The following is a 26,614-nucleotide window of genomic DNA, read 5'->3' as shown; positions in this document are numbered from 1 at the left end:
CAATCTATTATCCTCACCTCTTTACCTTTGGCTTTTTTGAATATGAAACGGGAGGCAACATGAAATGGCGACTTATTTAAGTGATATTGAAATAGCACAACAAACAGAATTAAAGAACATTGAAATTATCGGAGAGAGGCTAGGTTTAAACCGTGACAGTTTGGAGTTGTACGGGAATTATAAAGCAAAAATTGACCCAACGACATTAAGCGGGAAAGAAAGAGGCAAGGTTATACTGGTCACCGCGATCACTCCAACACCAGCAGGCGAGGGGAAAACTACGACAGTCGTTGGCTTAGGGGATGCGATGAACAGAATTGGTAAACAAACCATTGTAGCTTTACGAGAACCATCATTAGGACCTGTTTTTGGCGTGAAGGGCGGAGCGGCAGGTGGTGGGTATGCTCAGGTTGTACCGATGGAAGATATTAATCTTCACTTCACTGGCGATTTTCATGCAATCGGCGCGGCGAATAATTTATTAGCTGCCTTATTGGATAATCATATTCATCAAGGAAATAACCTTGACATTGATGTGAATCGAATTACTTGGAAACGGTGTGTGGACATGAATGATCGGCAGTTGCGAAGCATTGTCGATGGCTTGGGAGCCAGGGCAAATGGTGTACCTCGTGAAGATGGTTTTGAAATTACTGTGGCTTCGGAAATTATGGCTGTTTTATGTCTGTCAACCGATTTGGCTGATTTAAAGGCTAATTTAGGCCGTATTATTGTTGGTTATACTCAGCAGGATCAGCCGGTGACTGCTCACCAATTAGAAGCTGAAGGGGCCATGGCTGCCTTGCTAAAAGATGCCATGAAACCCAATTTAGTCCAAACGCTTGAACATAATCCAGCCATTATCCACGGTGGGCCATTTGCTAATATTGCCCATGGCTGTAACTCAGTTGTGGCAACTAAAACGGCGATGAAATTGGCTGATTATGTGATTACCGAAGCTGGTTTTGGCGCTGATTTGGGAGCAGAGAAATTTTTGGATATAAAATGCCGTAAAGCAGGAATTGAACCAGCTGCAGTCGTGATTGTGGCAACGGTCAGAGCTTTAAAGATGCATGGTGGGCTGGCTAAAACGGAATTAAATGAGACTGATTTAGTAGCCCTTGAAAAAGGATTACCTAACTTATTAAAGCATATTGAAAATATTAGTGAGATTTTTGGGTTACCATCAGTAGTGGCGATTAATAAATTTCCGACAGATGATGCGTCTGAATTACAGTTGGTCGAAGAAAAGTGCCGAGAATTAGGTGTTAATGTGGTAGTATCAGATGTCTGGGGACAAGGAGGTGCTGGCGGAGAAGCACTTGCGAATGAAGTGGTTCGCTTGGCTGAAACCGTTGAGTCTAATTTCCATTATGCTTATGAAACTAACTTAAGTATTGAAGAAAAAATCGAAGCTGTGGTTCAAAAGATATACGGTGGAGATGGCGTAAGCTTTTCTAAAGTAGCGAAGCGTGAGCTTGCTAAATTAGCTAGGCTTGGATTTGGTGATTTACCTGTCTGTATGGCTAAAACTCAGTACTCATTTTCTGATGATCCGTCTCTTTTGGGGCGTCCAAGTGGCTTTGAGATTGAAGTCAGCAATGTGAAGGTATCAGCAGGCGCTGGTTTCGTTGTAGTATATACTGGAGCGGTCATGACCATGCCGGGTTTACCAAAAGTCCCTGCAGCTAATAAAATTGATGTAACGGCCGAAGGGGTTATAACGGGCTTGTTTTAACTTGTAAAAGTAAGAAAGTAAAATTATAAATATATTGTGATCTCTGATGTGTGGGTAAAAGCTCACATTGGAGGTCTTTTTGCCATAATTAGAATCTGAGAGAGTGTCAAAATGAAGTGGAATCTTTCGACTTCGTAGGTCTTGATGTACATGAAAGAGAGTCAAGACCTAAAATAAAACTTCCATCATTTGCGCTTTCGGAAAGATTGTGATAAAATTAACAAACAAAGACAAGTGCTATGAATAAGCCTGTAAAAAAGAGAGAAGGAACCTAATATGAAAATGTTATTGGAATTTAAACGAACGGAAGATGGTTACATTGCCAATCTTGATAAGCTATCTGAATTCAGTGTCAGGTTAGCGGAAAATGGGAAGCAGATTGAATCCCTGCCTTTAGTATTAAAAAATTTTGTCAATGATTGGGAATTAGAAAATTCTGTAAAATCTGAAAAATACCGTTCCGAATTTCCTTATATTTTACGGATTAAATCACGAAGTTTTTACCAGGCCAGCATCTATCGAATTCAAGAGGTTTTCGAGACAAATCAGCTTAAACAAATAGATTTAGAAGAAATTCATGCCATCAATCAAAAAGAGTTCAATTCAATGACACGCGAATTGAAATTACTTAGTTCTCAATAAGAAAAGCTGAATGAGGCGTTGTGGTTGCTCTTATTGCTTTTCTGGAATGTCCCTGTTTTCTAGCGAATAACAGCAGTAATAAGAGTGAAGAGATAAGAGTACCAAGGTCGAAGGGACTTTAGAATTTGTTGAGATCAAAGAGAAACCAGTGTTGCATCGTGAAGATGGATCCAAACGACGTTGTAGCGAAAGTTATTTTTTTTTATACTCAGATAAAATAAGAAGCTAATCCTTTGGACTAGCTTCTTATTTTAATAGGGCGGTAATTGGAGTAAAGGGTCATCTTTTGAACAATCACGAGTACGAATGTATGATTCCTTATAGAGGGGATGGATGGTTTCTATTTCCCTTTCTGCCAGGTCATGATCAAAATAAAAGTAAGTAACACCCATGTCAAGATAAGTAATTAGGGCGTTGATTAACAAGTGATCTCCTTGGTCTAGTTTGACTCCATAAATACTTTCGGTAGTGTCATGTGTAAGATGATTTCGTCTGATATTTGTTATTTCGTGTCTCATTAATATCACATCCTTTACATTAAAATACCACATAAGTGTTTTGTGGTAAAATAAAATGCTGATTTAAAAAGAAAACTTCTGAAAATTAGTCGATTTATAAGGATAGTCTGCCAGGTAATTCCTTAGTAGGGACAGACCTGTCAGCTTTTTTGTTTGCTATAATTAACTTAGTACTCTATTAAATAGTTGCCTGAGAGCTAACAACGAGAGTCTTGCAGAAATAAGACTGTTGAAAGAAGTTTATTTCATGTTTTAGCAAAAACGAGTGTTACTAACTATAAAAAGCAAAAAAATTCTATTCGACAAAAAAAATAATGAAGTCTAAAAAAAGTTTGAGTTAGGCAAGTGTTAGCGATATAATAATAAGTGAGTGTATGTGTTGATGACAAAACCTTTTTGTATAAAAAGGGGTATTTTTATTAAGGAGATGTTAAAATGGAAAAACAAGCAACATTATTTAAAAAAGCAAAAACGTGGAACATGGTTCATTTGGTATTAAGCGCTATTGGAGTGGTTTTAAGCCTAATAATGATACCTAGTCTAATTAACCCTGCTAGTTCTGTCAAGATATTGGAGCAAAGTATTGGCATGATTGATGATGCAAAAGCAATCGCGGCTATGGAGCAAACGATTAAGCTGACATTAAGTCCTGTCTATCGAATTTATTCCTTGGCTTCAATTGTTGTAGGGGTCGCACTTTTGATTTGTTATTTTTTGGCTAATCGAAAATTGAAGCAACAAATTAAAGTTAGCATGATTCCTTATTACATTTATTTGGGAACAGTCGTCTTATCAATCGTAATTACGTTGGCTCAAGGTAATTTTGCTATCGCTAACTTAGCGTTCACTTTGCTACGAGCAATTCCAGTTATTTTAATATTAGTAAACTTATTCAAATTAGACAGTGATCAAGAATAAATAAAAGAAAGAGTGAGTAAATGGCGAAGCAAAAGAAAAAATTGACCAAAAAACAAAAAATTCGTCTAAGCATTGTAGGCGGAGTCATCGCGATTGTTGCTATCGCTGTTGCGGCAATTATTGGAAGTCAGGGGACGGAAGAGACTGCAGATCGTTATTCTGTATATAAGATAAAAGAATCAGATCCATTACTGTTCAAAGGAACAGTCGATGCTGAAAAAGTAGATAGTATTTACTACGATCAGAGTTTAGGTAAAATATCGAGTATTGCAGTAACTGATGGTAAAGAAGTCAAAAAAGATGATGTTTTGTTGTCTTATCAAAATGATGTGGTGCAAACCGATGTTACTCAGCAAGAACGTTTGTTAAATAAAAGTTCACTGGCTGTTTCAACGGCTCAAGAAAATGTAAACAGTGCCATTGCTAAAAAGAATGATTTAACGGCGAAAGTAAATCAGGCTGCAAATGATTATAATAAACGAGATGAATCAACAGCAGAAGGGGCAGCTCAAGCTCAAGAGGATAAAGCTACCTATGAACAAAATAAGCAGGCTCTGGAAGCTCAAGAAGATGTGATTCGCCAAGCAAATCAAGCCTTAGAAGCTGCTAATTTAGATTTGAATGACAGTACTGGGGCTCTGGATGATGCCAAGGAGAAAGTAACGACCACCATCAAAGCACCGACTGATGGGATTGCTTATATTGATGAAACAGGCAAGACAGATATGACAACCCCAGTGGTGAAAATTGTTAGTCCAAAAGTAGTTGTCAACGGAATTGTTTCGGAATATGATTATCAAAAAGTATCAGTAAATCAGGAAGTTGACATACGACCAGTTAGTTCAAGTGAGGTAGTAAAAGGGAAAGTGACTTATGTTGATAAACTACCTTTAACAAAGACGGCAGGTGATACTTCCACAATGATTAACTTCGACTTTAAGGTTGTACCTGAAAAAGAATTGCAATATGGTTACAATGTTCAAATTTCAGTCAATCAAAAGGAACTACGAATTCCGAAAAAAGCCATCGTCAAAGAAGGAGAGCTCGAGAAAGTCTTTGTTTACCGCAAAGGAAAGGCGATTAAACAAGTCGTAAAAACAATCAATCAGGATGGCTTTATTGTGGTTCAAGAAGGTCTCACAATCGGTGACACGATTATCAGCAATCCGACAGACACATTAAAAGATGGGGATGAAGTGGCGGTGAAAAAATGATTCGGTTAGAACATGTCAATAAGTATTATAAAACAGACGAAGAAAGTTTACATGTCTTAAATGAAATCAATCTTCATATAAAAAAAGGTGAATTTGTTGCCATTATGGGTCCATCTGGCTCAGGTAAATCCACTTTAATTAATCTAATTGGGTTTATTGATCGGAAGTTCGAGGGCGCTTACTTATTTGAAGGAGAGTCATTAGTCGATAGTAATGATGCTAAGCTATCGGCCATTCGTAATCGGAGTGTCGGCTTTGTTTTTCAAAACTTCAGCTTGATTGCCAATAACACCGTTTATGAAAATGTGGAATTGCCACTGCTCTACAATGGCTATAGTTTTAGTAAAACAAAAGAGCGGGTCAGTACGGTTCTTGCAAAAGTTGGTTTAGCGGATAAAGCAGATAAACACCCAAAGCAACTGTCGGGAGGGCAACAACAACGAGTAGCCATTGCGAGAGCCTTGGTGAATGAACCCAAATTTATCATTGCGGATGAGCCGACGGGAGCGTTGGACACCGTGACCAGCGTGGAAATCATGGAATTATTTCAAGAGCTTAATCAACAAGAAGGTGTGACGATTATTTTAGTGACCCATAATCCGGAGATGATTGAATACTGTAGTCGGCTGATTGAAATCCGCGATGGGACGGTTATCCAAGACAAGGAGTTGGTTAAATGAACGTCTATGTAACGTGGCGTACCTCCTTAAAAGCAATCTTAAAAAATCGTAAACGTAGTATCTTGACGATGATTGGTATCGTTATTGGGATTGCTTCCGTTATTACGATTATGTCCCTTGGTCGTGGTTTTGAAAAAGAAACGATAAAAAGTTTAACGGCTAATGAAGGAGAAGAAGTCACTGTTCAAGTGGATTTTGTCCCAGAAGATAATAATCTGTATCAAAGTAATGTGTCACTTTTTCAGGATGCTGATATGCAGCGTCTGAAAACCCTTGATGGCGTGAAAGATGTTCGATATCCCAAAGGCGATGATAGTGCAGCTTATAAAGAATTGTTGATACGAGGGAAAAAAGAGAATAAGCAATTACGACTAGTGACATCCTCCAACAAAAAGCCAACGACCGGCCGTGAGTTAGAAATTGAGGACAATCAAACCCACAATAAAGTAGTCCTGATTGACAGTAAAACCGCTGAGGAACTCTATAATACAGAGGATAACGCTTTAGGTCGTGGGTTGGAGTTAGATGGTCAATTATTTACGATTGTAGGTGTGTTTCCTTCAGTTGAATTGGCTAGTATGTTCTCCATGCCAGAATCAAATATCTACGTGCCAAAAGCTAGCTACAAAGATTATTTCGCAAAAGACGAAGTCACCAGTAGCATTGAAGTCATCTTAGAAGAAGGGGCGACGCCAAATAAAGTGACGACAAAAGTGATTAAGACCTTGGAAGAGAACGGCACGATGCGGGATTCAGGAGAATATCAAGTTTTTGATATGGCCTTTTTAACGGATGGTATTGGGACTGTTCTTAGTACATTGACTTATTTTATCTCTGCTATTGCAGGAATATCCCTTTTTATTGCAGGGGTTGGGGTAATGAATATGATGTATATTTCTGTTTCGGAGCGGACACAAGAGATTGGCATACGACGTGCCATGGGCGCGACAGAAAAATCAATTCAATTACAATTCTTGCTTGAAGGAGTTACCTTAACAATGATTGGTGGGGTTTTCGGTTATGTATTAGGGTTTATTTTGGCTAAGATCATTGGTAGTTTAATGGATATTCCAATTGCAGTAGATTTCTTTACGATTGCCTTGGCTTTAGGTGTTTCAACGGCTATTGGCTTGATATTCAGTGTGATGCCAGCCTCGGCTGCAGCTAAGAAAGATTTAATTGATATATTAAGGTAGCGGAAATATGCGAGAGAGTTATTATCTTGCTTTGAATGGTTAAAAAAACATTGGTATTCCTTATGGATATCAATGTTTTTTGATAGGAATGTATTATGGTACGGTAGATTTATATGTCTGATAGTCAGTAGAGTATTGTGAGTATTAATAGATAGTTATTTACTTACCTTCCATTGGGTATTAGGACCTGATTTATGGCTAGTGAAATAAATTCAACGATTATTGTCAATTTCCATCAATCATAAAAAAGGAAAGCAAGGGATAATATGTCGGTGTCTAGTCATTTGTTAAATATAGTTTATTGCCTATAGCTGTTTAAAGTAAGGTGCAAAAAGACTGATTTCTAATAAATTTACACTGAGTTGTCAAATTGGTCACAGAGATTTGGGGTACTTAAAAATCAGTGATTTCCTTTTACCTAAGTTATGAAGGTGGAGCGAATGATTATCTTGGACTCTTAGAGCGAATCATTAATTACGGACAGGTCAAATCTGCGGGTAAGCATAAGGCTTAGAAAAGATTTTTATGAAATTATGATTACAAGACAAAAAACAAGCACAGTGTCAAAAGCTCATGTCTCTGTTCTTGTTTTGTCTATGTCAAGTGATGCTAGCTGTTAAGGGAAAAATTAAATAGGGTAGGTAGAACTGTAAAAATCAGCCATCCGTTCAATCAAAAAATAGTTGGCTTCTGCCTCTGTTTCATATGTCTCTTGTTTTTGAGTGACTCCATGACGATAATAAACGGTTTTTCCGTTACGGTAATTATGTTTGTTCGTCCAATTATCTCGTTGCTGCATCTTATAAATTTCTGCTTCAGATAATTTAAGTTTGAGTATTTTTCTCATGACATTCATCCTTTCATTGACATCAAAAAGGGCAATTAGAAAGTTGTGCTAAGGTAAGAGAATTTGTTCCAAAATTATCGGACTGTTGACTGATGAGCGCCATCTAAAGTAATTACCTTTATGTTAAATTAGTGAAGTTATCTTTGTCAAGGTAATAAATAGTTAAATAACAAACGAGAATTGATTTATACTATGTCATTATCAACAAGCACACGGGTAAAATAATTTCCCGAATAACTTCAAAGAAGTTTTGTTCTTTCAATTACATCTAGGCTAGAATCCATTAGGGATTAGAATAGGGGTAATTTAGAGTGTAAAGTAGTCATAAATTGGAAAGGAAAGTGTGAGCTCGATGGAAAAAGAAATATGTGTGTCAGTTAAAGAAGCAGTTGAGGCAAAGAGGATTATCAGTCAACAACTATCACCAACTAGCTTGACTCATTATCAAGGATTATCAGATTTATTAGGGGTTAAGGCCTACATCAAACACGAGAACCAACAACCAGGTGGTAGTTTTAAAATTAGAGGTGGTTTGAATCTCATGCATCACTTAAAAAAGGCTGAAGTACCAGGTGTTATTACTTTTTCAACTGGAAATCATGGGATTTCTGTTGGGATGTCAGCTAACTATTATCAAATTCCTGCTATTGTGGTTGTGCCAAAAGGGAATTCAATTGAAAAAAATCAGTTGATTATAGAGACTGGGGCAAAATTGGTAGAAGCAGGTAATAATTTTGAAGAAGCAGCCGAGTACGGCCTTCAGTTGCAAAAAGAAAAGGGGTATCGCTTTATCCATGCCGCCAATGAACCCCATTTGATTAATGGCGTGGCAACCGGCTTTTTGGAAATCATTGAAGCATTACCTAATATCGATGCAATTATTCTACCAATCGGTGGTGGTAGCGAGCTAGCGGCGGCAGTCACTGTTTTTAAAGAGCTAAAGCCACAGGTGGCCATTATCGCAGTTCAAGCAAAAGAATCACCTGCGGCTTATTTGAGTTGGCAGTCTAAAAAGATAAGACAGGCAGATAACCACACTTTTGCTGGAGGTTTTGCTACAGGAGCGGGTTGTCAATTACCATTGTCGATCTATCAAGACCATCTAACAGATTTTGTGTTATTGAGTGAAAAGGAGATTTTAGAAGGTATTGGTTTAGCCTACAAATACACTAAAAATGTGGCAGAGGGAGCTGGATCGGCTAGTATTATGGCCTGTTTAAAACTAAAGGAGCAGCTAGCAGGAAAAACAGTTGTCATGCAAATGAGTGGGGCAAATGAATTGTTGGCTGTTTATCGCAAGGGACTGGCTACTTTAAGTTAGACACCGACTAAAATATAGGGAAAGTGATGCGCTTTCCTATAGTTAAAAAAACACTTCAGTCCTTACACGGGACTGTAGTGTTTTTTTAGTTATGCTAATAAGGTGGCTATATCTGTCTCTAATTCTTCAGGTGTAACCTTAGGAGCAAACCGTTTAACGATCTGACCATCCTTCCCAATTAAAAACTTAGCAAAATTCCATTCAATGTCTTCGCCACCTGTTTCACTGATTAAATAATCGTAAAGGGGGGCTCGTTCTGAACCATTAACATCTATTTTAGCGAACATTGGAAAGGTCACCCCATAGTTTAACTGACAAAATTCTAGAATGTCCTGATTGCTGTTTGGATCTTGTTGTTTAAACTGATTACAGGGAAAACCTAAAATAACCAGGCCTTTCTCCCGATACTTCTCATAGAGTGCCTCTAAACCAGCGAATTGTTGAGTAAAGCCACATTTACTAGCAGTGTTAACAATTAGCACTACTTTATTTTTAAACTCACTAAGGGGTTGGCTTGTACCTTCTATGTTGTCTACTGTAAAATCATATACTGTCATTATCTTTCACCTCTTGCTTTAATGGTAACAAATAGAGTCGTCTTTAGGAAGCGAAGTGACTCGTGAAAGTTTGGCCAATGGGGTAGCAATACAGTGCAAATTACTTTGAAATAAATTGGTTTTGGTGCTTACTATAATAATAACCTATACTTTTGGTGAGGAGGAGGAAATAGTGAATAATCGTGAAAAGAAAGTGTTTTTGTCGCTGATTCATCAACAGGCTTACGTCACAATTACTGATTTAGCAGAACTTCATGAGGTGAGTACCCGTTCCATATACAATGACTTGGCTCAGATCGATTTATTTCTCAAAGAGAATGGTATTCCCCAGTTAAATCGTACAAAGGGTAAAGGCATTCGTTACTTGGCGGATAAACAATTATTCAATCACATCATTCAGTTATTAGAGAATGGCCAGTCGGATTATTTAGAACCGGCTATCAGACGTAGTCGGCTCTTAGCCTTATTGCTATTTAAACATGGTTATGTGACGATTGATGAATTATCCAATCACTTTAGGGTTTCTCGCAATACAATCGTCAATGATTTACAGGAAGTGAAACCTTTTTTTCAAGACAAGGAGCTTAGCTTAGACAGTTACCCCTATCAAGGATTGATAGTTCAAGGAAAAGAGTTGGCTAAGCGGCGAGCAATGGTTAGTCTATACGTGGATAACTTAGGTGGAAACTTCCAGGAATCAAAAACTGTATTAGCCAGCTTTGTCAGTCAGGATGAATTAGCTCATTTAGATCTTTTGTTAAGCGAAATTGAAACAGAGTTGAATTTTAGATTTACGGATGTTTCTTATGAAGAGTTTCGTTTGTATGTTGCCATGGCGATTGCGCGTAACCGTCAGCAAAAATCTCAAGGTATTGAATTACAGATGGCTGAGCTGAGCATCAGTAAGGAATATGAAATTATTTCAATTCTTAGTCATAAATTGACGCAATTATGTGACGTTCATTTTTCGATTGGTGAAATTAACTACTTAACCTTGCAACTGATGAGCAGCAGCATTCATGCCGATATGACTCAAAATGGGTTGATTGATATTTGGGTACCGTTACAAATTGGCACTTATGAGTTTTTGCAAGGAGTCGCAGCAGACATAGGGACTTATTTATTAAAAGATCAAAGTCTGTTTCAAGGATTACTGGCACATTTACGACCTGCCTATTATCGAATGATAGCAAAAGAACGTGTGGCTAATCCGATGCTTGAACAAATTCGTCAGTCCTATAAAGACATTCATGCTTCAGTATTAGTTAACGTAAAATGGTTGGAGTTGCAGTTAAATGTTGGGTTTAATGATGACGAAATCTCATTCTTGACGATGTATATTGCAGGGGCAGTAGAGCGTCAAAAAAATTATAAGCGAGTAAAACCGCGTGTTCTGATTGTTTGCTCCTCTGGAATTAGCACATCTCAGATATTAGCCTCACAAATTGAAACCCTTTTCGATATGACACTAATTGGCTCCTATTCCTCAAGAGATGTTGACCGTATTTTAGACAAATATGAGATTGATTTAATTATTTCGACCGTTGATTTACAACGAGACCATGTTCAAGTGGTTAAAGTTAGTCCTATTTTAGTAAATAAAGACATTCAACGTCTCAAACAAGTCATGATGGCAATTGATACTGAGGTTGATTTAGACCGAATTTTGTCCATTATTGACCGTAATGCTCAGATAACCAAGCGGGATCAGTTAGAAGTAGAGCTGAAAGCTTATTTACAACCCAATCCCGACAAACCACGATATAAAGGAGTAAGAGACCCTATGTTGATCGAAGTTTTAAACGAAGCGCTAATTGCTGTTAATCAGCCTATTACGGACAAAGAAGGGGCTGTTAGAAAATGTGGTCAGCTATTATTTCAACAAGATTTAGTAGAAGAAACTTATATTGACGCAATGATTGATAATTTAAGAGAGAACGGCAATTATATTGTGATTGCACCGGGAATTGCCATGCCTCACGCCCGTCCTGAATATGGCGCAAAAGACATCGGCTTTAGTTTGGTAACATTGGCTGAGCCAGTTGTATTCGGTCATCCGACCAATGATCCTGTGCAAATCATTTTTGGCCTTTGTGCCGTTGATCATCAGTCCCATTTGCAAGCTCTGTCTGAATTAGTGGATATTTTAGGCAATCAAAACAATGTTAAGCGAATTCTAGCGGCAACAACGCCAGCAGAAGTCATGACAATTATTAAGGAGGATGTATAGTATGTTAAAAATTGTAACTGTTTGTGGAGCAGGTGTAGGGAGCAGTATGATGTTGCGACTCTATACCCAACAAATTTTATCGGCAGAAGGTAAAGATGCGGAAGTGGATGCCTCTGATATCGGTACTGTTGACGCAGCAAATTATGACATTGTGGTAACCACATCAGACTTTGCTGATGTGTTACGGAATTCTTCAGCAGAAATTGTCCGTATTGATAATATGATGGATAAAGCCTATTTGAAAATAGAGTTGTTGAAAGCCATTGCCAAAGTAGGTAAATAGTTAAAAATCGAGCTGCTAGAAATACTTTTTTTTTGGGGGGGCAGCTTCGTTAGAGAGATAGGGGATAGATATGAGTATAATAATGTATATCATCAATAATGTTCTGGGACAAGCGGTGTTCGTGATCGGTTTAGTGGTGATTATCGGGTTGGTTGCTCAAAAAACACCAGTTGAAAAAATCGTGTCAAGTGCTATTAAAACCATGATTGGCTTTTTATTAGTTAATACCGGGGGCCAAACACTTGGTGTGGCGCTCTTGCCCTTGCAGCCGATGTTAATTAAATTATTTCATTTGAATGTGGCAGTACAAGATTTGGCTTCAGCCTCAGGTGCAAGTATGGAAGGCATTGGCAGTGAAATGGCCTTGATTTTTGCCTTTGGTTTTTTAACTAATATTTTATTGGCCCGGTTCACTCGCTTTAAATATGTCCATTTGTCGGCTCATGTTTCGTTCTTTTATTCAGGAATGATGGCAGCGTTGTTAAAATACGGAACCAACTTAAGTTTTTTATGGATTGTTGTCATTGGTTCTATTTTATTAGGTCTGTACCTAACGTTGTCTTGTGCTTATGTGGCACCTTTGATGAAGGATGTCAAAGGCGGAGAAGGTTTTACTTTGGCTCATTCGAGTTCGGTAGGGATTTGGATTGCAGCTAAGTTAGGTAAACTTTTTGGCAATAAAGATCACGACTTAGAAGACATTAAATTACCGAAAAAATTAAACTTTTTACGTGAAATGACTATCGCATTAACTGTTATTATGACATTGATGTTTTTGATTATTTCACTTTTGGCGGGTCCAAGTTGGATTATGGCTAATGTCTCAAATGGTCAGGATATTGTGACGTTCTCATTGTTAAACGGTTTGCAATTTGGTTTGTGGATTACGGTCTTGTTGACAGGTGTACGGATGCTCTTGTCAGAAATTATACCAGCATTCCATGGTATTGCTGATAAAGTTATTCCCAATGCTGTTCCAGGGTTGGATATTCCATTGTTGTTTCCAAATTATCCAACCTCAGTTATTTTTGGCTTTTTAGTTAGTTTATTAGCAGGATTCATCGGGATGGCTGCCTTAGCTATGGTAAATTACCCGATTGCCGTTTTCCCAGCGCTGATACCGACTTTCTTTACAGGTGCGATTACAGCGATTTTTGGGAATTCCACAGGTGGTCGCCGTGGCGCTTTTATTGGATCCTTTGTTAATGGGTTAATTCTCATAATTGGTCAGGCATTCTTACTGCCAATGGTTGGGGCTTATGAGCCAATTATGCGCATATTAAGTGAGACGGACTATGCTTTTTACGGCCCAATTTTAGGAGCTATTCTGAAAGTGATTGGAGCTTTATAAATGAAAAAATTAGTGATTTATCTGACATTCATGTATCCTGATGAGGAACAGTTCTATCAGACATTGGATATGCTAAACGACTGTCAAGTAGACGTGGTAGAGTTAGGTGTGCCTGTATTAGAGCCTTATATGGACGGTGAAATTATTCAGGAGAGTCATCGAGAAGTACTGGCGTTAGGCTTAACGCCGGCTAATCTAAAGAGACATTTAGAAGAAATTCGTAGTCGTTACAACTTTGAAGTAACACTGATGACATACAAGTCTGGAATTGAGTATTTCGATATATTGGCCTTGCCAGAGAAGCTTTATGATGGCTTATTGTGTGTGGATCAGTTTATAAGTATCAACGATAGCCCTCGATTGGTTCAATTGTTCAATGAACAGATGACACTTGATGATTGTAAAGATAAGCTAAATCATAGTTCTCAGTTTCATTATGTGATGAGTGGTCTTGGCAAAACGGGGACCTTTAACCATGTGCCAACTGGTTATCAAATTACGATTCCTTTTGTTCGTAGCCAAAGTGATAAACCAATCTACGTAGGGTTCGGTATTAAAACAGCGGCAGATGTGGCAGAAGTTTGTGAGCATGGTGCTGATGGGGTGGTGATTGGTTCACACTTTATGGCATTGCTTAAACATGAAGGATTAGCCAAAGCTCGCAAGTATATTAAAAGTTTGCAAGCAGTTTTGTAACTAAGGGTGTCTGAAAAGACACTCTTTTTTTTGGTGAGTCAGCCATGGCAATTATCTGGCTGGTACACGTCCAGACGCGGGAGTTGTCGCCAAACAAAGTGACCCGCACGAAGTTAGAAATGATGAAGGAAATTGCTTAACACACCAAAGTCCAAAGGTAAACGTAAAACAAAGACAGTGAATCGAGAGGTTGTAAAAAAATAGTCTTAGGCGCAAACATGCCAAAAAACAAGGTCCTCAGGCTGTATGAAAGTAATTTCAGTAGTGAACTGAAAGCAGTTAGTATCGAAACTCTACGTCGATTGTAACAAATTTGGTCAGAACTTAGATCCTTTCTGCTCTTAATGATTCAAGTTTAAGCCGTTTAAGGAATCAATCCTTTTTAATGATTTACTTTCAAAAAGTAAGTGAATACTTAGATAGTTATGATGCCGATCAAAGATATCTCTACGATTACTAGGAGAGGGACAGCGTCAACAGGTTGTGTCGAACGCGGCGTTGTTCGTTCAGGAGATGAAGTGGAAATAGTCCGATTTGTAGAAGAACCACTTAAAATAACTGTTACTAGTATGGAAATGTTTCATAAAGAATTGGATTATGCTGAAGCAAGTGATAACATCGGATCAACGCTAAGCTGACTTACTTTTGAAGATGTTAAACAAGTTCCCGAGTGGACCTTAACTAAAACATTAAATAACCTAATAATTGATTATCAAGAAGAAACTCAGCAAGAAGCAGTGCTTTTGGTGCGTTAATCAGTGACTAATCACTTATTTGGTCTGCAAAGGCAGCTTTTGTAGAAAATCTGGCTCTTTTATGAGGGTTTAATGAGGAAGTTTCCTTAGTCAACTTCGTTGTTTTAGATAGACGTTATGATAAGGGTATAACAAAGCTAAGTATTTAGTAACCCATGAAACACTTTAACAGATTGCTAGCAAAAAAGGCGCGCCTCATCAACTAGAAATGAGGGAGAAAAAATGAATAGAAAACGACTGATTATTACTTGCACGTTGTTTGGAAGTTTATTAGTAAATAGTTTATCAGAGCTTGGTGTGTCTCATGCCACTTCGAAAAGAGGGACGCCTTTGCCAGAAACTATGATTACCGCTGTGGAGAGCGTTGGTGAAACCACTCTGCCTCGGACTGCTACTGTCCAAAAACAAGTCATTAAGTTTTTAGGGAAAACCATCTCTTATCAAAATGCTGGTAAGGGAAATGGACAGGCTGTGATTAACCGTAATCCAAATAGTCTGGCTTCTACATGGGGAGGTAAAGCGATTCAATCGGGTACGGATAATAGTAATACTCATTTTATCGGGCATAATCCAGGTGCCTTTAACTCGCTTATAAGCCTTAAGAACGGCGTATCAATCGTAATAACTGACAGTAAGGGGGCAGCTAAAACCTATGTGGTTAACGCCATATACAAAGTGGATGATTATGCCAAAGGAATAACTAACGGCGTCAACTACTGGAGTCGTATTACAGGAACTTCTGGCGGTGAGCGGGTGACGTTCCAGACTTGTTTGACGAGTAAAATTAATTTAATTGTCGAAGCGAAAGCTAAATAGAGAAAAAATCCATTGTCAAAATAAGCAGTGACAGCCGAATTTTCGGTTAAGCCATTGCTTATTTTGTTGATTAAACCATCAATAAAAGAAAAGTTCGACCCAGTGAGTTAAATGACTAGTCATTATTAACAGATGATGATACAATAAACAAGAAATCGATTTCAATTAGTTGTTCTTCGCGCAAAGGAATAACAAAGTAGTATTGAAGTAGTGAAGTGGGTCAAATAGTAACTAACACTATTCTTTGTGACACAAGTATAAGCAAAGAATACAAAAAGGAGAACTAGAGATGAATAAATTTATCGCATTTATGGAAAAGCACTTTATCCCAGTGGCTGCGAAAATTGGCGCCCAACGACACCTAGTTGCGATTAGAGATGGGTTTATCGTCACAATGCCATTGATGATTTTAGGCTCGTTTGGTGTACTGATTAACAATTTTCCGATTCCACCGTATATTAATTTTATGAATAACCTGTTTGGTGAAGGTAAATGGCAGGCATTTGGTAATAATTTAGCCAATGGCACTTTTTCAATTTTAGCTTTATTGATAGCCTTTACCGTTGCCTATAATTTAACAAAAGGCTATGGTAAAGATGCCCTAGCTGGTGGTGTTATCTCTGTTTCAAGTTTCTTTTCATTAGGCGCTTTAGCCCCAGATGATAAAGGGGTTCTAAGCAATGCCGGGTTAGGTTCTCAGGGGCTTTTCTTAGCGTTAATTGTTGCCATTGTATCAACAGAAGTATTCCGTCGCTTAGCTGATAATAAAAGATTGGTTATCAACATGCCGGACGGTGTCCCACCAGCAGTGTCCCGTTCGTTTGCGGCCTTATTCCCAGCAATGATTACCGTATCAATTTTTGCGTTTATAACTGCTTTATTCCAAGCAGCTGGCATTACAAGCTTGGTAACAGCCTTTTATCAATTAGTTCAAGAGCCTTTTATGGGATTAGCGAATTCTTATCCAGCGGCTTTATTGTTAGGGTTTATCTCAGCTTTCTTATGGTTCTTTGGTTTACATGGGGCGAATATTATCGATCCATTTATGCAAACGATTAATATTCCAGCTATTGAAGCCAATGTTAAAGCATTAGAAGCGGGCCAAAAAATGCCTTATATTGTCAATAAACCTTTCTTTGACTCGTTTGTTAACTTAGGTGGGACGGGTGCTACATTAGGGTTAATTATCGCCATTTTCCTAGTGGCTCGTCAACATAAAGCTTATATGACTGTCGCAAAATTGTCTGTTGCACCTGGGATCTTCATGATTAACGAACCCATTATGTTTGGGTTACCAGTTGTTTTAAATCCATTATTATTTATTCCGTATGTGTTAACACCTTTAGTTTTAGTCACAGTGGCCTATTTTGCAACAGCCGTCGGTTTAGTGCCGGCTGCGACTATTATCGCGCCTTGGACGACACCACCCATTATTGGTGGTGCTCTAGCGACTCAAAGTTTAGCAGGTGGTGTTTTGGCAGCCGTCAATCTATTGATTTCAGTGCTGATTTATTTACCATTTGTTAAGATGGCACAAATCCAAGAATCACGTCGAGTTGATTTAGAGAACGACTCGCTTTAGTCGCAACTAAAAGAGCAGGAAATTCGCTGAGCTGAATTTTCTGTTCTTTTTCTTCGTTTAGTCAGTAATTGAATTGTGAGTAGTTAAATAGTTGGGTATAATAGAAGTGGGTATATCGGAGGGCACCCCTTACAAGTTAATTAAGCTTTATGGGGAGCGTTTTCAGTTGAGAGGTGGGGGAACAGGGTGACAAAATATGAACAAATTGCTAATGTCATTCGCAAGCGGATTAAGGATGGTGACTATCCTGTTGATAGTTGGTTGCCTAACCAAGTTGATCTGGTAGAAGAATTTCAAGTTAGTCGTGTCACGATAAAAAAAGCCGTGAACATCTTGACCATGGAGGGGTTGGTATACAGCCAAAGAGGGGCAGGAACTCGTGTGCTGAACAATGATTTACTAGGGGCGGAAAATTATTCGGCAAAAGACTACGAGGGACTAAGCGTTCAAATGAAAGGGCGGGATTTGAAAAGCCATATTATTTATTTTAATGTGGAATTTCCCGATGAGTTGGTACAAAAAAGATTGATGATTAATGCTCATCAGCCCGTATACAAAATTATTCGTTTGCGAATTGTAGATGGCAGTCCCTATGTCATTGAACATAGTTTTATGCCGACTAACATCGTGATTAATTTGACTGAGGAGGTTTTGGAAAAATCAATTTATGACTATATTCATCAAGAATTAGGTTTAGGCTTTGCCGGAGCCTTAAGAAATATTAAGGCGGACCGTCCCGACGATTACGACAGAGAATTTTTAAAGTGTGGTGATTGTGATCCGATTTTGGAGTTGGATCAGGTTATTTATTTAAAAGACGGTAAAATCATTGATTATTCCCGCAGCCGCAGTCGTTTTGATCAGAGGAGTTATTCAGTTTTAGATGTTATTGATAATTGAGCAAAAAACACTTCAGTTAGTGAAGTGTTTTTTTTTTGCGTATTATCACTATTTTAAAGGCTTATTTTTGCTAGGATAGGATATTTCGGTCAATTTCATTTTCATCCTTTGCCACCATTAAGGCAATCGTCGTGTCGCCAGCAACGTTGGAGACCGTTCTAAACATGCCAGAGAACCAATCAATTCCTGCTAAAAGAGCAATCCCTTCAACTGGAATCCCCATACTAGGAACGACGATAGCCAGTGCGACTAGACCTCCTCCAGGAACAACAACTGTACCTAAGGTAGCCAAAGTGGACAGCAGAATGATGCTGATGATGGATGAAGGATTTGTTGGCAAACCATAGACTTGGCTTAAGGTGATACAAGCAACGGCTAAAAAGGTTGCTAGCCCATTGCTATTTAATGCTAAACCAAGAGGTAACACCAACTTAGTGATTTTTTTGGAGATGCCTAGCTTTGATTCAGCATCTTCCATTTCAACAGGCAAAGTTATAGCAGAACTGGTTGTGGTAAAGGCAACAATTAGTATCCGTTTCATCCGACTTAAGATAAGCAAAGGTGAAACCTTGACGTAGAAGCCTACAAAAACAAACCAAATAAATAAAAAGAAGAGTGTAGCTAGACCAAAGGTTAAAAGAAATTTTCCGAGTGGCAAGATTACTTTAAATCCGATGGTGCCTGTGACCCATGTAATTAGGGCGAAAACACCGAAAGGAGCCAATGTCATGATAAAGGTTACCATTTGGATGATAATTTTGTTAAACTCTTGGAGTAGGGTTAAAAGTTTTGAGTCCCCTTGTTCCTTCTGAACAAAACTCAACGCAATACCGAAAAGGATGGCAAAGATGATCACTTGAATCATATTTCCTTCTGCCATTGATGTAATCACATTAGTTGGAAAAAATTCGATAATCATCTCATCAATCTGAGTATTTGGTGGGGTGATTGTCTCGGCACCACTCACAAGGGATAGGCCTTTCCCTGGGTTAATAAATAGTGAAAAAACGATGCCAACGGCTGCTGCAATAATAGTTGAAAACATGAACCATGCTAAACTTTTCAAACCTAATTTACCTAAATCCTTAGGAGATAAACTACCAACTGCTTCAATTACTGCCCCCATGACAAGTAAAACAACTGACATCTGAATTAATCTTAAAAAAATATCACCTACAACTTTAATCGGGGCAACTGCTTCACCCACAGAAAGGCCAACAATTATTCCAGCTACTAACATCACCATGATTTGATTGGTTGTTCCCAGTCGTCTCCAAACTTTCATTTTATCAAGCTCCTTCCGATTTATACAACTATGAACTTTTATGCGTCGATCGTATTCATTACTCTTTTAAGAAGCATCATATAGGATATATAGAAATAATACCATGAAGCGTTTTCCAGATGATATAAGTGAAAATGCCAAAGAAGAAAATAAACCTTGTTCAAAACAGACAAAAGAAAAATAACTTTATAAAATAATGTTCGGAAAAACACACAATCTTTTTAGGAATCACAGGGCTGTAAGAGTTTGTTGGAATTACTATGTGAAAAGGCATTTGGTCATAATAGCTAAAAGTAGACCTACTTTTTAGTGTTATTAGCTAATGCTAACTATTTGTAAAAGGCTTACACTTTAGAAGTCAATTAATTTAAGTCATCCCGTTGTTCTAAGGTTTTAGAACTTGGAAACAAGGGACCCATAAGAAAAAAGGAGTGGAACGAACGAATGAATGATTTAAACTTAGTAGTGGAAGAACATGTGGCATGGTTATCAGGAATCGGTGCTGACCCAACAGGTGGCACAACTCGTCTCTTATATGATGAAAACTGGCAAATTGCTCAAAATGGCTTAAAGGAAAAATTTGAAGTAATTGGTTTAAAGACATCATTTGATGCTGTAGGTAATTTGTTCGGAAGAATTGAAGGCAGTAAATACCCAATGGAAACCATTATGACAGGATCTCATGTGGACACAGTGGTTAACGGTGGAGCGTTGGATGGTCAATTTGGTATTTTAGCGTCTTATTTAGCAGTAAAATACTTAACAGAAAAATACGGACAGCCATTGCGGAGTGTGGAAGTTATTTCAATGGCGGAAGAAGAGGGCAGTCGTTTTCCTTACGCTTTCTGGGGCAGTAAAAATATCTGGGGGATTGCCAACAAAGCAGATGTACTTGAAGCTGCTGATGCAGCAGGTATTAAATTTGTTGATGCAATGCGTGATGCTGGCTTTGATTTTAAAGATGAAAATGAAGTACTGCGTAAAGACATTAAAGCCTTTGTGGAAATTCATATTGAACAAGGGTCTGTTTTAGAAAAAACTGGCAAACAAGTAGGTGTTGTGAACAGTATTGTCGGACAAAAGCGCTATAACATCACCTTAGAAGGTGAGTCAAATCATGCGGGAACGACGCCGATGGGATACCGCAAGGATACGGTTTATGCCATGAGCAAGATGATTAATGAGGCAATTGAGAAAGCACATCACTTGGGAGATCCGTTGGTGTTAACTTTTGGTCATGTGGAAGTTCAACCTAATACTGTCAATGTTGTACCTGGTCATACGATGTTTACAATGGATTGCCGCCACACTGACGCAACTGAACTTGCAGCGTTCACTAAAGAAATTGAAGAAGACATGAAAGTAACTGCTGAAAAAATGGGGATTAAAATAGAGATTGAAAATTGGATGGATGAAGCGCCAACTCCAATGTCTAAAGAAATCGTGGATGTTTTAGAGGCCGCTTGTACCGAAGCTGGTTTAAATTTCCAAGTGATGCACAGTGGTGCTGGTCATGATTCACAAATTTTTGCAGTCAATGTTCCCACGGCAATGCTCTTTGTTCCAAGTATTGGCGGCATCAGCCACAACCCAGCCGAAGCAACCAAAACAGAAGATTTAGTCGAAGGTCTGAAAGCTTTAATTGCATCGATTCATAAATTAGCGTACGAAGATTAGAGAGTGAGGGAGAAATAGATGGAAAATGTTAGCACAAGCCCCCAGGAGAAGGGCCTACAGTATTGGCAAAAAGTAATTATTATGTTGTGTTTAGGTTGGGTGACGATTTGGATTTATCGTTCAGCACTAACACCCCTTTTCCCGGAAATTCAAGCAACGATTGGTAAGTATTCAAATGCTCAAATGGGTCTAATTTCAAGTTGTTATTTCTTTGGTTATACGGGTATGCAAATACCAGCTGGGATTTTAGTCGATAAATTAGGGAAGAAAACAGTCCTAATTCCAGGATTCCTGTTATTCGCTGTAGCCGCCTTCTTTATTTCAACGGCAACGTCCATTACAGGTATCTACATCGGTAGTGTTTTAGCTGGGATCGGTTGTGGTTCTTATTACGGAGCGGCATACTCACTTTCGTCTGAAAGTATTCCTGCTGAGCGTCGGGGGCTTTCAACTGCCATCATTAACAGTGGATCAGCAGTGGGGATGGGATTTGGTTTAATCGGTTCAAGTTTGATTGTTAAACAGTTTGGTATGCCTTGGCAAACGATGATGTATATCTGTGTGGTGGCAATCCTTGCGATGGTAGCAGTTTTTGCGATTGTTATTAAACCAGGCCAGGTTGCACCTGTTTCTACTAGCAAAGAAGTAGTGGAAGATACGCAACCGCAAGGCAAGACTAATATGAAACAATTGTTCAGTTTGAAAATGATTACAGCTTACTTGTTATATTTTGGTACTTGTTATGGCTATTATATGGTCGTAACATGGTTGCCATCCTTCTTGCAAGAAGAAAGAGGATTTCAAGGATTGGCGATTGGGTTTTCATCGGCATTAGTGGCCTTTTCAGCTATTCCAGGTGCATTGTTCTTCAGTCGATTGTCAGATAAAAATCGTGACAAAAAAATCAGCTTTATCTTTGTTTTAGAAATTGCAGCAGCCTTAATGTTGTTACTAACTGTTTTGGCACCAAGTTCAGGTATTTTATTAGTTGCCTTAATTTTGTATGGATTATTAGGTAAATTGGCTGTAGAACCAATTATTATTTCTTACATTGCCGACAGTGCATCAAAAGAAAGTTATGGAACCACTTTTGGCGTATTCAATTTCTTTGGTATGAGTTCATCCGTTATTGCACCAGCCTTAACTGGTTTAATCTCTGATAATACTGGCTCGAAAATTATGGGCTTCTATATTTCAGCGGTGATTTTAGTTGTGGCAACAGTGTTGTTTGTCATAACAAATAGAAAAAAAGCAAATGCTTAAAATGTAAATGAAAGAGGCGTATTGACATGGGTTACAAGACAAATGAGATGGGGTATCCAACAGATTTATTAGCATCACGAGCGGTAATTGAACGAGGGAACTTTGCGATTATCCCACCCAATGGGCTAGTTAAGAATGTTCTTCCTGGCTTTGATAATTGCGAAATGACAATTTTAGCCACACCTAAATTAGGCGCAACATTCGTGGATTACGTGTGTAATGTGTTACCCGGTGGAAAAAATGACCAAGGGTTTGGTGGGAATGGCATTGAAACATTTATTTATGTGATGACTGGTGAATTGACAGTATCCGTTGGTCAGGAGACCTTTGATTTGACAACAGGAGGGTATGTTTATTGCCCGCCCACTGAGAAGTTAACGTTTGTTAATCACTCGTCTGTCGCAACTGAAACGTTCCTTTACAAGAAAAAATATCAACCAGCGGATGGTTATGAACCTTACGTTGTTTCTGGCAATTCTAATGAGGTTGAAGGCGAAGCTTATGAAGGCATGACAGACGTTAATTTCAAAAATCTATTGCCAACAGATTTAAATTTTGACATGAATTTTCATATTCTAGCTTTCGATACAGGTGGTTCTCATGGGTACATCGAGACTCATTATCAGGAACATGGTGCACTGTTATTAAGTGGCGAAGGCATGTACAATCTCGACAATAACTGGGTTCCTGTGAAAAAAGGTGATTACATCTTTATGGGCGCTTATAATTTACAAGCTTGTTATTCAGTTGGACGTAATGCACCTTTGAGTTATTTATATTCTAAAGACTGTAATCGCGACGTGGAACTGTAGATCTGAGACTGGTAGTCAGCTGATGCCATCTTGTTAAAGGATAGAGCTTTTCGAGAGAATTAGCTCTCGGAAAGCTCTTCACTTTTACCTCTTTGGAAACAGACCATTTACCAGACTACGAATCGAAAAGCTTTTCTTAATTAGGAGGATTAACATGTCAGAAGAATTAGTATACTTAGAAGCAACAGAACTAGAATCACTGGTCAGTCGCAAATTACAAGCAGCTGGACTGCCTCGAGAACATGCGGATGAAGTTGGAAGTCATTTGCGATATGCTGATGCTCGTGGTATTCATTCCCATGGAGCTGTGCGTGTGGAATATTACGCAGAGCGAATTGCCAAAGGCGGGTTGACATTAGCCCCTGACTTTAAGTTCGAACAAACTGGTCCCAGCACAGGGATTTTTCATGGAGACAATGGATCTGGACACGTGGCGGCCAAAGAAGGGCTATTTCACGCCATTAAGCTAGCAAAAGAAACCGGTGTTGGAATTGTTGGCATTTCGAGAATGGGCCACAGTGGTATGTTATCTTATTACGCTGATATTGCCGCTCAAGCAGATTTGATTTGCTTAACAGTTTGTCAATCAGATCCGATGGCTGTCCCTTTTGGTGGTACGGAACCTTATTTTGGAACTAATCCTATTGCGTTTAGTGCGCCGACTAAAGGCGAACGGCCGATTATTTTTGATATGGCCACCACGGTTCAAGCCTGGGGGAAAATATTAGATGCTCGTAGTAAACATCAAGAAATTCCGAACAATTGGGCAGTAGACGGTGAAGGACAACCGACTACTGATCCCCATAAAGTTCAGGGCTTACTGCCGATAGCTGGTCCAAAAGGCTATGGCTTAATGATGATGGTCGATATTTTATCAGGAAGTTTACTTGGGTTACCATTTGGTAAACATGTAAGTTCGATGTATTCAGATTTGTCGGAGGGCCGTAATTTAGGGCATTTACATATTGTTATAAACCCAGCCTACTTTACTGATTTGGACCAATTTAAAGATAATCTATCTACTATGATTGATGAATTACATCAAAATCAGCCGACCAAAGGCTTTGATCAAGTCCTTTACCCGGGCGAATTAGCTGAAAAAGTACAAGCAGAAAGCGATGCTAAAGGCATTCCTATTGTCAAAGAAATTTATGATTACTTAGTAAGTGACACCGTTCATTCTGATAAATATGATCATTCGGATACCTTTGCAGAAAAATAAAGACTAAAATGATTTAGACATTATAAAAAATGTATAAAGTAAAAGGAGTGCCTTAACTCTAGCATTTTTAATGCGTAGACCTTCAATTCTTAGCTCTTTAGTGCATAGAAATTGATGAGATCGAAGCAAAGTGAAGTGTTTAGGACAACGGACCATAAAGTAAAAGGAGTGCCTTAACTCTAGCATTTTTAATGCGTAGACCTTCAATTCTTAGCTCTTTAGTGCATAGAAATTGATGAGATCGAAGCAAAGTGAAGTGTTTAGGACAACGGACCATAAAGTAAAAGGAGTGCCTTAACTCTAGCATTTTTAATGCGTAGACCTTCAATTCTTAGCACTTTACTACGTTGTCCCTTGTCTCTACGTATTAAAATGCTAGAACAACGACAGTGCATAGAAATTGATGAGATCGAAGCAAAGTGAAGTGTTTAGGACAACGGGACCATAAAGTAAAAGGAGTGGGAATATGTTACAAACGATTATTATGAAAAATAGTTATCAGGACTCAGTTGTCTTGATGCTTTTAACAAGTAAATTAAATCAGCTACCAAGTGTGGAGCGGGTCTCTATTATGATGGGAACACCTGCCAATAAAGATATTTTAGTCTCTGGCGGATTTGATACGCCAGAAATGGCGGATGCAACTGCTAATGATATGTTAGTCATGCTTGAAGTTAAATCTGAAGACGATACGCAAGAAGTCCTGGATTTAATTGACTCAGAACTCAACAGTCAAAAGGAAAGTGAAGGAGAGGTCAAAGAAACCATCAATACTTGGGAAAAAGCCTTGAAAACTTTACCAGATGCCAATGTGGCATTAATCTCGATTCCAGGTGCCTACACTGCCTTGGAAATTGAAAAAGCCTTGGACAATGGGTTACATGCCTTTGTTTTTAGTGATAATGTGGCCATTGAAGATGAAGCGCGTTTAAAACAAAAAGCACATGACAAAGGGCTTTTAGTGATGGGTCCGGATTGTGGTACAGGAATTATTCATAGCTTGCCGTTGGCCTTTACCAATAATGTTCGTCCAGGTACGATTGGCGTTGTTGGAGCCTCAGGAACAGGTATTCAAGAAGTGACGACCTTAATTCATCGTTATGGACAAGGGGTGACGAACGCCATTGGAACTGGTGGGCGCGATTTATCAACTGAAGTCGGCGCTGTAACAATGATTGACAGTATTATCGCATTGAATGATTCAGCAGATACGGATGTTATCGTGGTGATTTCGAAGCCACCAGCAAAAGAAGTTGCTACTAAGGTATTAGATGTCTTGCGTCAAGTGTCGAAACCAGTTGTGACGTTGTTCCTTGGATCAAAGCCGGAGTCTCATGAGGAAAACTTGTATCACGCTTACACACTGGAAGAAGCCGCTCAATTAGCGACAAAAATCAGCCTTAAAGAGGCGGTTGAGTATACACCAGCCCCTGCCAAAATAATCAAAAAAGCAACTGCCAGTGGAATCAAAGGCCTTTATTCTGGTGGTACACTTGCTTATGAAGCGGCCTTTTTATTACAAGATGCGTTAAACTTACCTGAAACGTCTCATGCAGAAGGTTTTATTATGCAAAATGGCCCACATGAAATTATGGATTTAGGTGATGATTTATATACCAATGGACGACCTCACCCGATGATTGACCCTGAAGTGCGTGTAACAGAGCTTAATAAGGTATTGAAGCAACCAGAAGTTGGGGTTGTCATGCTGGATATCGTACTTGGTTATGGTGCTCATGAGGATATGGCAACGGCTTTGGCTGAACCCATTAAAGCTCTTAAGGCGAAGTTACAAGAACAAAACCGAGATGTGGTTTTTGTCGGTGTAATTGTCGGAACCGATGCAGACAAACAGGGATATGAGTCACAGGTGGAAATTTTAGAAGAAGCTGGCGTTGTTATGTGTCAAAATAATGTCCAAATGGTTCGAACTGCTCTTGGCGCAACAGGGCATACTTTAGATTTTGCTGCCAAATCAGTCACTGAAAAAATAGCGAGCTCATTAGATGCTTTGCCGATTGCGTCTGAAAAAGTAACAGAGTTATTAGCAGTTAAGCCAAAAGTGATTAACATCGGCTTACAGAGCTTTACAGAGTCGATTACGGACAACG

At 38.7% G+C, this 26,614-nt stretch carries 23 protein-coding genes and 1 pseudogene; 20 read left to right on the top strand and 4 right to left on the bottom strand.

Annotated elements, in window-relative coordinates:
* Positions 1-64: 64 nt before the first annotated feature.
* Together RWN13_RS19975 and RWN13_RS19970 are read left to right on the top strand one after the other, a co-directional pair.
* Positions 65-1,738 carry a formate--tetrahydrofolate ligase gene (locus tag RWN13_RS19975; RefSeq protein ID WP_314067379.1) on the top strand — a complete coding sequence of 558 codons (1,674 nt, stop codon included), beginning with the start codon at positions 65-67 and terminating at the stop codon, positions 1,736-1,738.
* Between the two features lie 276 nt (positions 1,739-2,014).
* Positions 2,015-2,380 carry a hypothetical protein gene (locus RWN13_RS19970; protein ID WP_314067377.1) on the top strand — a complete coding sequence of 122 codons (366 nt, stop codon included), beginning with the start codon at positions 2,015-2,017 and terminating at the stop codon, positions 2,378-2,380.
* A 251-nt stretch (positions 2,381-2,631) separates the two neighbouring features.
* Here the strand turns inward: RWN13_RS19970 and RWN13_RS19965 are convergent, their stop codons facing one another.
* The gene (locus RWN13_RS19965) at positions 2,632-2,898 is read right to left on the bottom strand and encodes a hypothetical protein (RefSeq protein WP_314067374.1); all 267 of its coding nucleotides are present in this window, start codon (positions 2,896-2,898) and stop codon (positions 2,632-2,634) included.
* 435 nt (positions 2,899-3,333) lie between these two features.
* On the opposite strand from RWN13_RS19965, the gene RWN13_RS19960 reads away from it, so the two are divergent.
* The 4 genes from RWN13_RS19960 to RWN13_RS19945 are packed head-to-tail and all read left to right on the top strand — an operon-like array spanning position 3,334 to position 6,906.
* Positions 3,334-3,816 (top strand): hypothetical protein, encoded by a 483-nt coding sequence (locus tag RWN13_RS19960; RefSeq protein WP_314067371.1) that lies wholly within the window; start codon positions 3,334-3,336, stop codon positions 3,814-3,816.
* 20 nt (positions 3,817-3,836) lie between these two features.
* Positions 3,837-5,030, top strand: coding sequence for an efflux RND transporter periplasmic adaptor subunit (locus RWN13_RS19955; protein WP_314067368.1), 1,194 nt, complete (start codon positions 3,837-3,839; stop codon positions 5,028-5,030).
* On the top strand, positions 5,027-5,710 hold the full coding sequence (locus tag RWN13_RS19950) for an ABC transporter ATP-binding protein (protein ID WP_314067365.1): 684 nt from the start codon (positions 5,027-5,029) through the stop codon (positions 5,708-5,710). Before RWN13_RS19955 ends, RWN13_RS19950 begins: the two co-directional genes overlap by 4 nt.
* On the top strand, positions 5,707-6,906 hold the full coding sequence (locus RWN13_RS19945; RefSeq protein WP_314067362.1) for an ABC transporter permease: 1,200 nt from the start codon (positions 5,707-5,709) through the stop codon (positions 6,904-6,906). Before RWN13_RS19950 ends, RWN13_RS19945 begins: the two co-directional genes overlap by 4 nt.
* A gap of 628 nt (positions 6,907-7,534) precedes the next feature.
* Here the strand turns inward: RWN13_RS19945 and RWN13_RS19940 are convergent.
* Entirely contained in the window at positions 7,535-7,753 is a 219-nt protein-coding gene (locus RWN13_RS19940; protein WP_314067359.1) for a hypothetical protein, read from the bottom strand.
* A gap of 352 nt (positions 7,754-8,105) precedes the next feature.
* Between RWN13_RS19940 and RWN13_RS19935 the strand changes: the two genes are divergently transcribed.
* Positions 8,106-9,074, top strand: coding sequence for a pyridoxal-phosphate dependent enzyme (locus RWN13_RS19935; protein ID WP_314067357.1), 969 nt, complete (start codon positions 8,106-8,108; stop codon positions 9,072-9,074).
* Between the two features lie 89 nt (positions 9,075-9,163).
* On the opposite strand, the gene RWN13_RS19930 is transcribed toward RWN13_RS19935, so the two are convergent.
* Positions 9,164-9,631: a glutathione peroxidase gene (locus tag RWN13_RS19930; RefSeq protein ID WP_314067356.1), complete on the bottom strand. Its 468-nt coding sequence runs from the start codon at positions 9,629-9,631 to the stop codon at positions 9,164-9,166.
* Positions 9,632-9,803: 172 nt separating this feature from the next.
* Between RWN13_RS19930 and RWN13_RS19925 the strand changes: the two genes are divergently transcribed.
* From RWN13_RS19925 to RWN13_RS19890, 8 genes and pseudogenes are all read left to right on the top strand, one after another.
* Positions 9,804-11,861, top strand: a complete 2,058-nt coding sequence (locus RWN13_RS19925) for a BglG family transcription antiterminator (RefSeq protein WP_314067353.1) — start codon at positions 9,804-9,806, stop codon at positions 11,859-11,861.
* A 1-nt stretch (position 11,862) separates the two neighbouring features.
* Positions 11,863-12,144, top strand: coding sequence for a PTS sugar transporter subunit IIB (locus tag RWN13_RS19920; RefSeq protein WP_314067350.1), 282 nt, complete (start codon positions 11,863-11,865; stop codon positions 12,142-12,144).
* A gap of 70 nt (positions 12,145-12,214) precedes the next feature.
* Positions 12,215-13,495, top strand: a complete 1,281-nt coding sequence (locus RWN13_RS19915; protein WP_314067347.1) for a PTS ascorbate transporter subunit IIC — start codon at positions 12,215-12,217, stop codon at positions 13,493-13,495.
* Positions 13,496-14,191 carry a tryptophan synthase subunit alpha gene (locus RWN13_RS19910; protein ID WP_314067344.1) on the top strand — a complete coding sequence of 232 codons (696 nt, stop codon included), beginning with the start codon at positions 13,496-13,498 and terminating at the stop codon, positions 14,189-14,191.
* Between the two features lie 425 nt (positions 14,192-14,616).
* A pseudogene (locus tag RWN13_RS19905) lies at positions 14,617-14,823 on the top strand (EF-Tu/IF-2/RF-3 family GTPase); the annotation flags it as partial.
* 345 nt (positions 14,824-15,168) lie between these two features.
* Positions 15,169-15,762 carry a sortase domain-bontaining protein gene (locus RWN13_RS19900; protein ID WP_314067338.1) on the top strand — a complete coding sequence of 198 codons (594 nt, stop codon included), beginning with the start codon at positions 15,169-15,171 and terminating at the stop codon, positions 15,760-15,762.
* Positions 15,763-16,051: 289 nt separating this feature from the next.
* Entirely contained in the window at positions 16,052-17,344 is a 1,293-nt protein-coding gene (locus RWN13_RS19895) for a PTS sugar transporter subunit IIC (protein WP_314067335.1), read from the top strand.
* Between the two features lie 186 nt (positions 17,345-17,530).
* Positions 17,531-18,244 (top strand): GntR family transcriptional regulator, encoded by a 714-nt coding sequence (locus RWN13_RS19890; RefSeq protein WP_314067333.1) that lies wholly within the window; start codon positions 17,531-17,533, stop codon positions 18,242-18,244.
* Positions 18,245-18,314: 70 nt separating this feature from the next.
* Here RWN13_RS19890 and RWN13_RS19885 read toward each other — a convergent pair whose 3' ends face one another.
* Entirely contained in the window at positions 18,315-19,529 is a 1,215-nt protein-coding gene (locus tag RWN13_RS19885; RefSeq protein WP_314067330.1) for a dicarboxylate/amino acid:cation symporter, read from the bottom strand.
* 444 nt (positions 19,530-19,973) lie between these two features.
* On the opposite strand from RWN13_RS19885, the gene allC reads away from it, so the two are divergent.
* From allC to fdrA, 5 genes are all read left to right on the top strand, one after another.
* On the top strand, positions 19,974-21,206 hold the full coding sequence (gene allC / locus RWN13_RS19880) for an allantoate deiminase (protein WP_314067327.1): 1,233 nt from the start codon (positions 19,974-19,976) through the stop codon (positions 21,204-21,206).
* Between the two features lie 18 nt (positions 21,207-21,224).
* A complete protein-coding gene (locus RWN13_RS19875; RefSeq protein WP_314067326.1) occupies positions 21,225-22,469 on the top strand; it encodes an MFS transporter in 1,245 nt (414 codons plus the stop codon).
* A 26-nt stretch (positions 22,470-22,495) separates the two neighbouring features.
* Positions 22,496-23,281, top strand: a complete 786-nt coding sequence (gene allE, locus RWN13_RS19870; RefSeq protein ID WP_314067323.1) for a (S)-ureidoglycine aminohydrolase — start codon at positions 22,496-22,498, stop codon at positions 23,279-23,281.
* A gap of 154 nt (positions 23,282-23,435) precedes the next feature.
* Positions 23,436-24,503 (top strand): ureidoglycolate dehydrogenase, encoded by a 1,068-nt coding sequence (gene allD / locus RWN13_RS19865; protein WP_314067320.1) that lies wholly within the window; start codon positions 23,436-23,438, stop codon positions 24,501-24,503.
* Positions 24,504-24,969: 466 nt separating this feature from the next.
* A partial coding sequence (gene fdrA / locus RWN13_RS19860; protein ID WP_314067317.1) for an acyl-CoA synthetase FdrA occupies positions 24,970-26,614 on the top strand: 1,645 nt, incomplete at its 3' end.

Source organism: uncultured Vagococcus sp. (assembly GCF_963518325.1).
Classification (GTDB): Bacteria; Bacillota; Bacilli; order Lactobacillales; family Vagococcaceae; genus Vagococcus_D.
Note: the sequence above shows the minus strand (reverse complement) of the source record. Positions and strands in the feature narration are given on the sequence as shown.

Excerpts from the sequence above, each read along its gene's own strand:
- allC (WP_314067327.1), top strand. The coding sequence starts at position 19,974 with ATGAATGATTTAAACTTAGTAGTGGAAGAACATGTGGCATGGTTATCA.
- RWN13_RS19910 (WP_314067344.1), top strand. The coding sequence starts at position 13,496 with ATGAAAAAATTAGTGATTTATCTGACATTCATGTATCCTGATGAGGAA.
- RWN13_RS19915 (WP_314067347.1), top strand. The coding sequence starts at position 12,215 with ATGAGTATAATAATGTATATCATCAATAATGTTCTGGGACAAGCGGTG.
- RWN13_RS19945 (WP_314067362.1), top strand. The coding sequence starts at position 5,707 with ATGAACGTCTATGTAACGTGGCGTACCTCCTTAAAAGCAATCTTAAAA.
- allD (WP_314067320.1), top strand. The coding sequence starts at position 23,436 with ATGTCAGAAGAATTAGTATACTTAGAAGCAACAGAACTAGAATCACTG.
- RWN13_RS19940 (WP_314067359.1), bottom strand. The coding sequence starts at position 7,753 with ATGAGAAAAATACTCAAACTTAAATTATCTGAAGCAGAAATTTATAAG.
- RWN13_RS19950 (WP_314067365.1), top strand. The coding sequence starts at position 5,027 with ATGATTCGGTTAGAACATGTCAATAAGTATTATAAAACAGACGAAGAA.
- RWN13_RS19965 (WP_314067374.1), bottom strand. The coding sequence starts at position 2,898 with ATGAGACACGAAATAACAAATATCAGACGAAATCATCTTACACATGAC.
- RWN13_RS19920 (WP_314067350.1), top strand. The coding sequence starts at position 11,863 with ATGTTAAAAATTGTAACTGTTTGTGGAGCAGGTGTAGGGAGCAGTATG.
- allE (WP_314067323.1), top strand. The coding sequence starts at position 22,496 with ATGGGTTACAAGACAAATGAGATGGGGTATCCAACAGATTTATTAGCA.
- RWN13_RS19895 (WP_314067335.1), top strand. The coding sequence starts at position 16,052 with ATGAATAAATTTATCGCATTTATGGAAAAGCACTTTATCCCAGTGGCT.
- RWN13_RS19935 (WP_314067357.1), top strand. The coding sequence starts at position 8,106 with ATGGAAAAAGAAATATGTGTGTCAGTTAAAGAAGCAGTTGAGGCAAAG.
- RWN13_RS19970 (WP_314067377.1), top strand. The coding sequence starts at position 2,015 with ATGAAAATGTTATTGGAATTTAAACGAACGGAAGATGGTTACATTGCC.
- RWN13_RS19930 (WP_314067356.1), bottom strand. The coding sequence starts at position 9,631 with ATGACAGTATATGATTTTACAGTAGACAACATAGAAGGTACAAGCCAA.
- RWN13_RS19960 (WP_314067371.1), top strand. The coding sequence starts at position 3,334 with ATGGAAAAACAAGCAACATTATTTAAAAAAGCAAAAACGTGGAACATG.
- RWN13_RS19975 (WP_314067379.1), top strand. The coding sequence starts at position 65 with ATGGCGACTTATTTAAGTGATATTGAAATAGCACAACAAACAGAATTA.
- RWN13_RS19955 (WP_314067368.1), top strand. The coding sequence starts at position 3,837 with ATGGCGAAGCAAAAGAAAAAATTGACCAAAAAACAAAAAATTCGTCTA.
- RWN13_RS19900 (WP_314067338.1), top strand. The coding sequence starts at position 15,169 with ATGAATAGAAAACGACTGATTATTACTTGCACGTTGTTTGGAAGTTTA.
- RWN13_RS19885 (WP_314067330.1), bottom strand. The coding sequence starts at position 19,529 with ATGAAAGTTTGGAGACGACTGGGAACAACCAATCAAATCATGGTGATG.
- RWN13_RS19875 (WP_314067326.1), top strand. The coding sequence starts at position 21,225 with ATGGAAAATGTTAGCACAAGCCCCCAGGAGAAGGGCCTACAGTATTGG.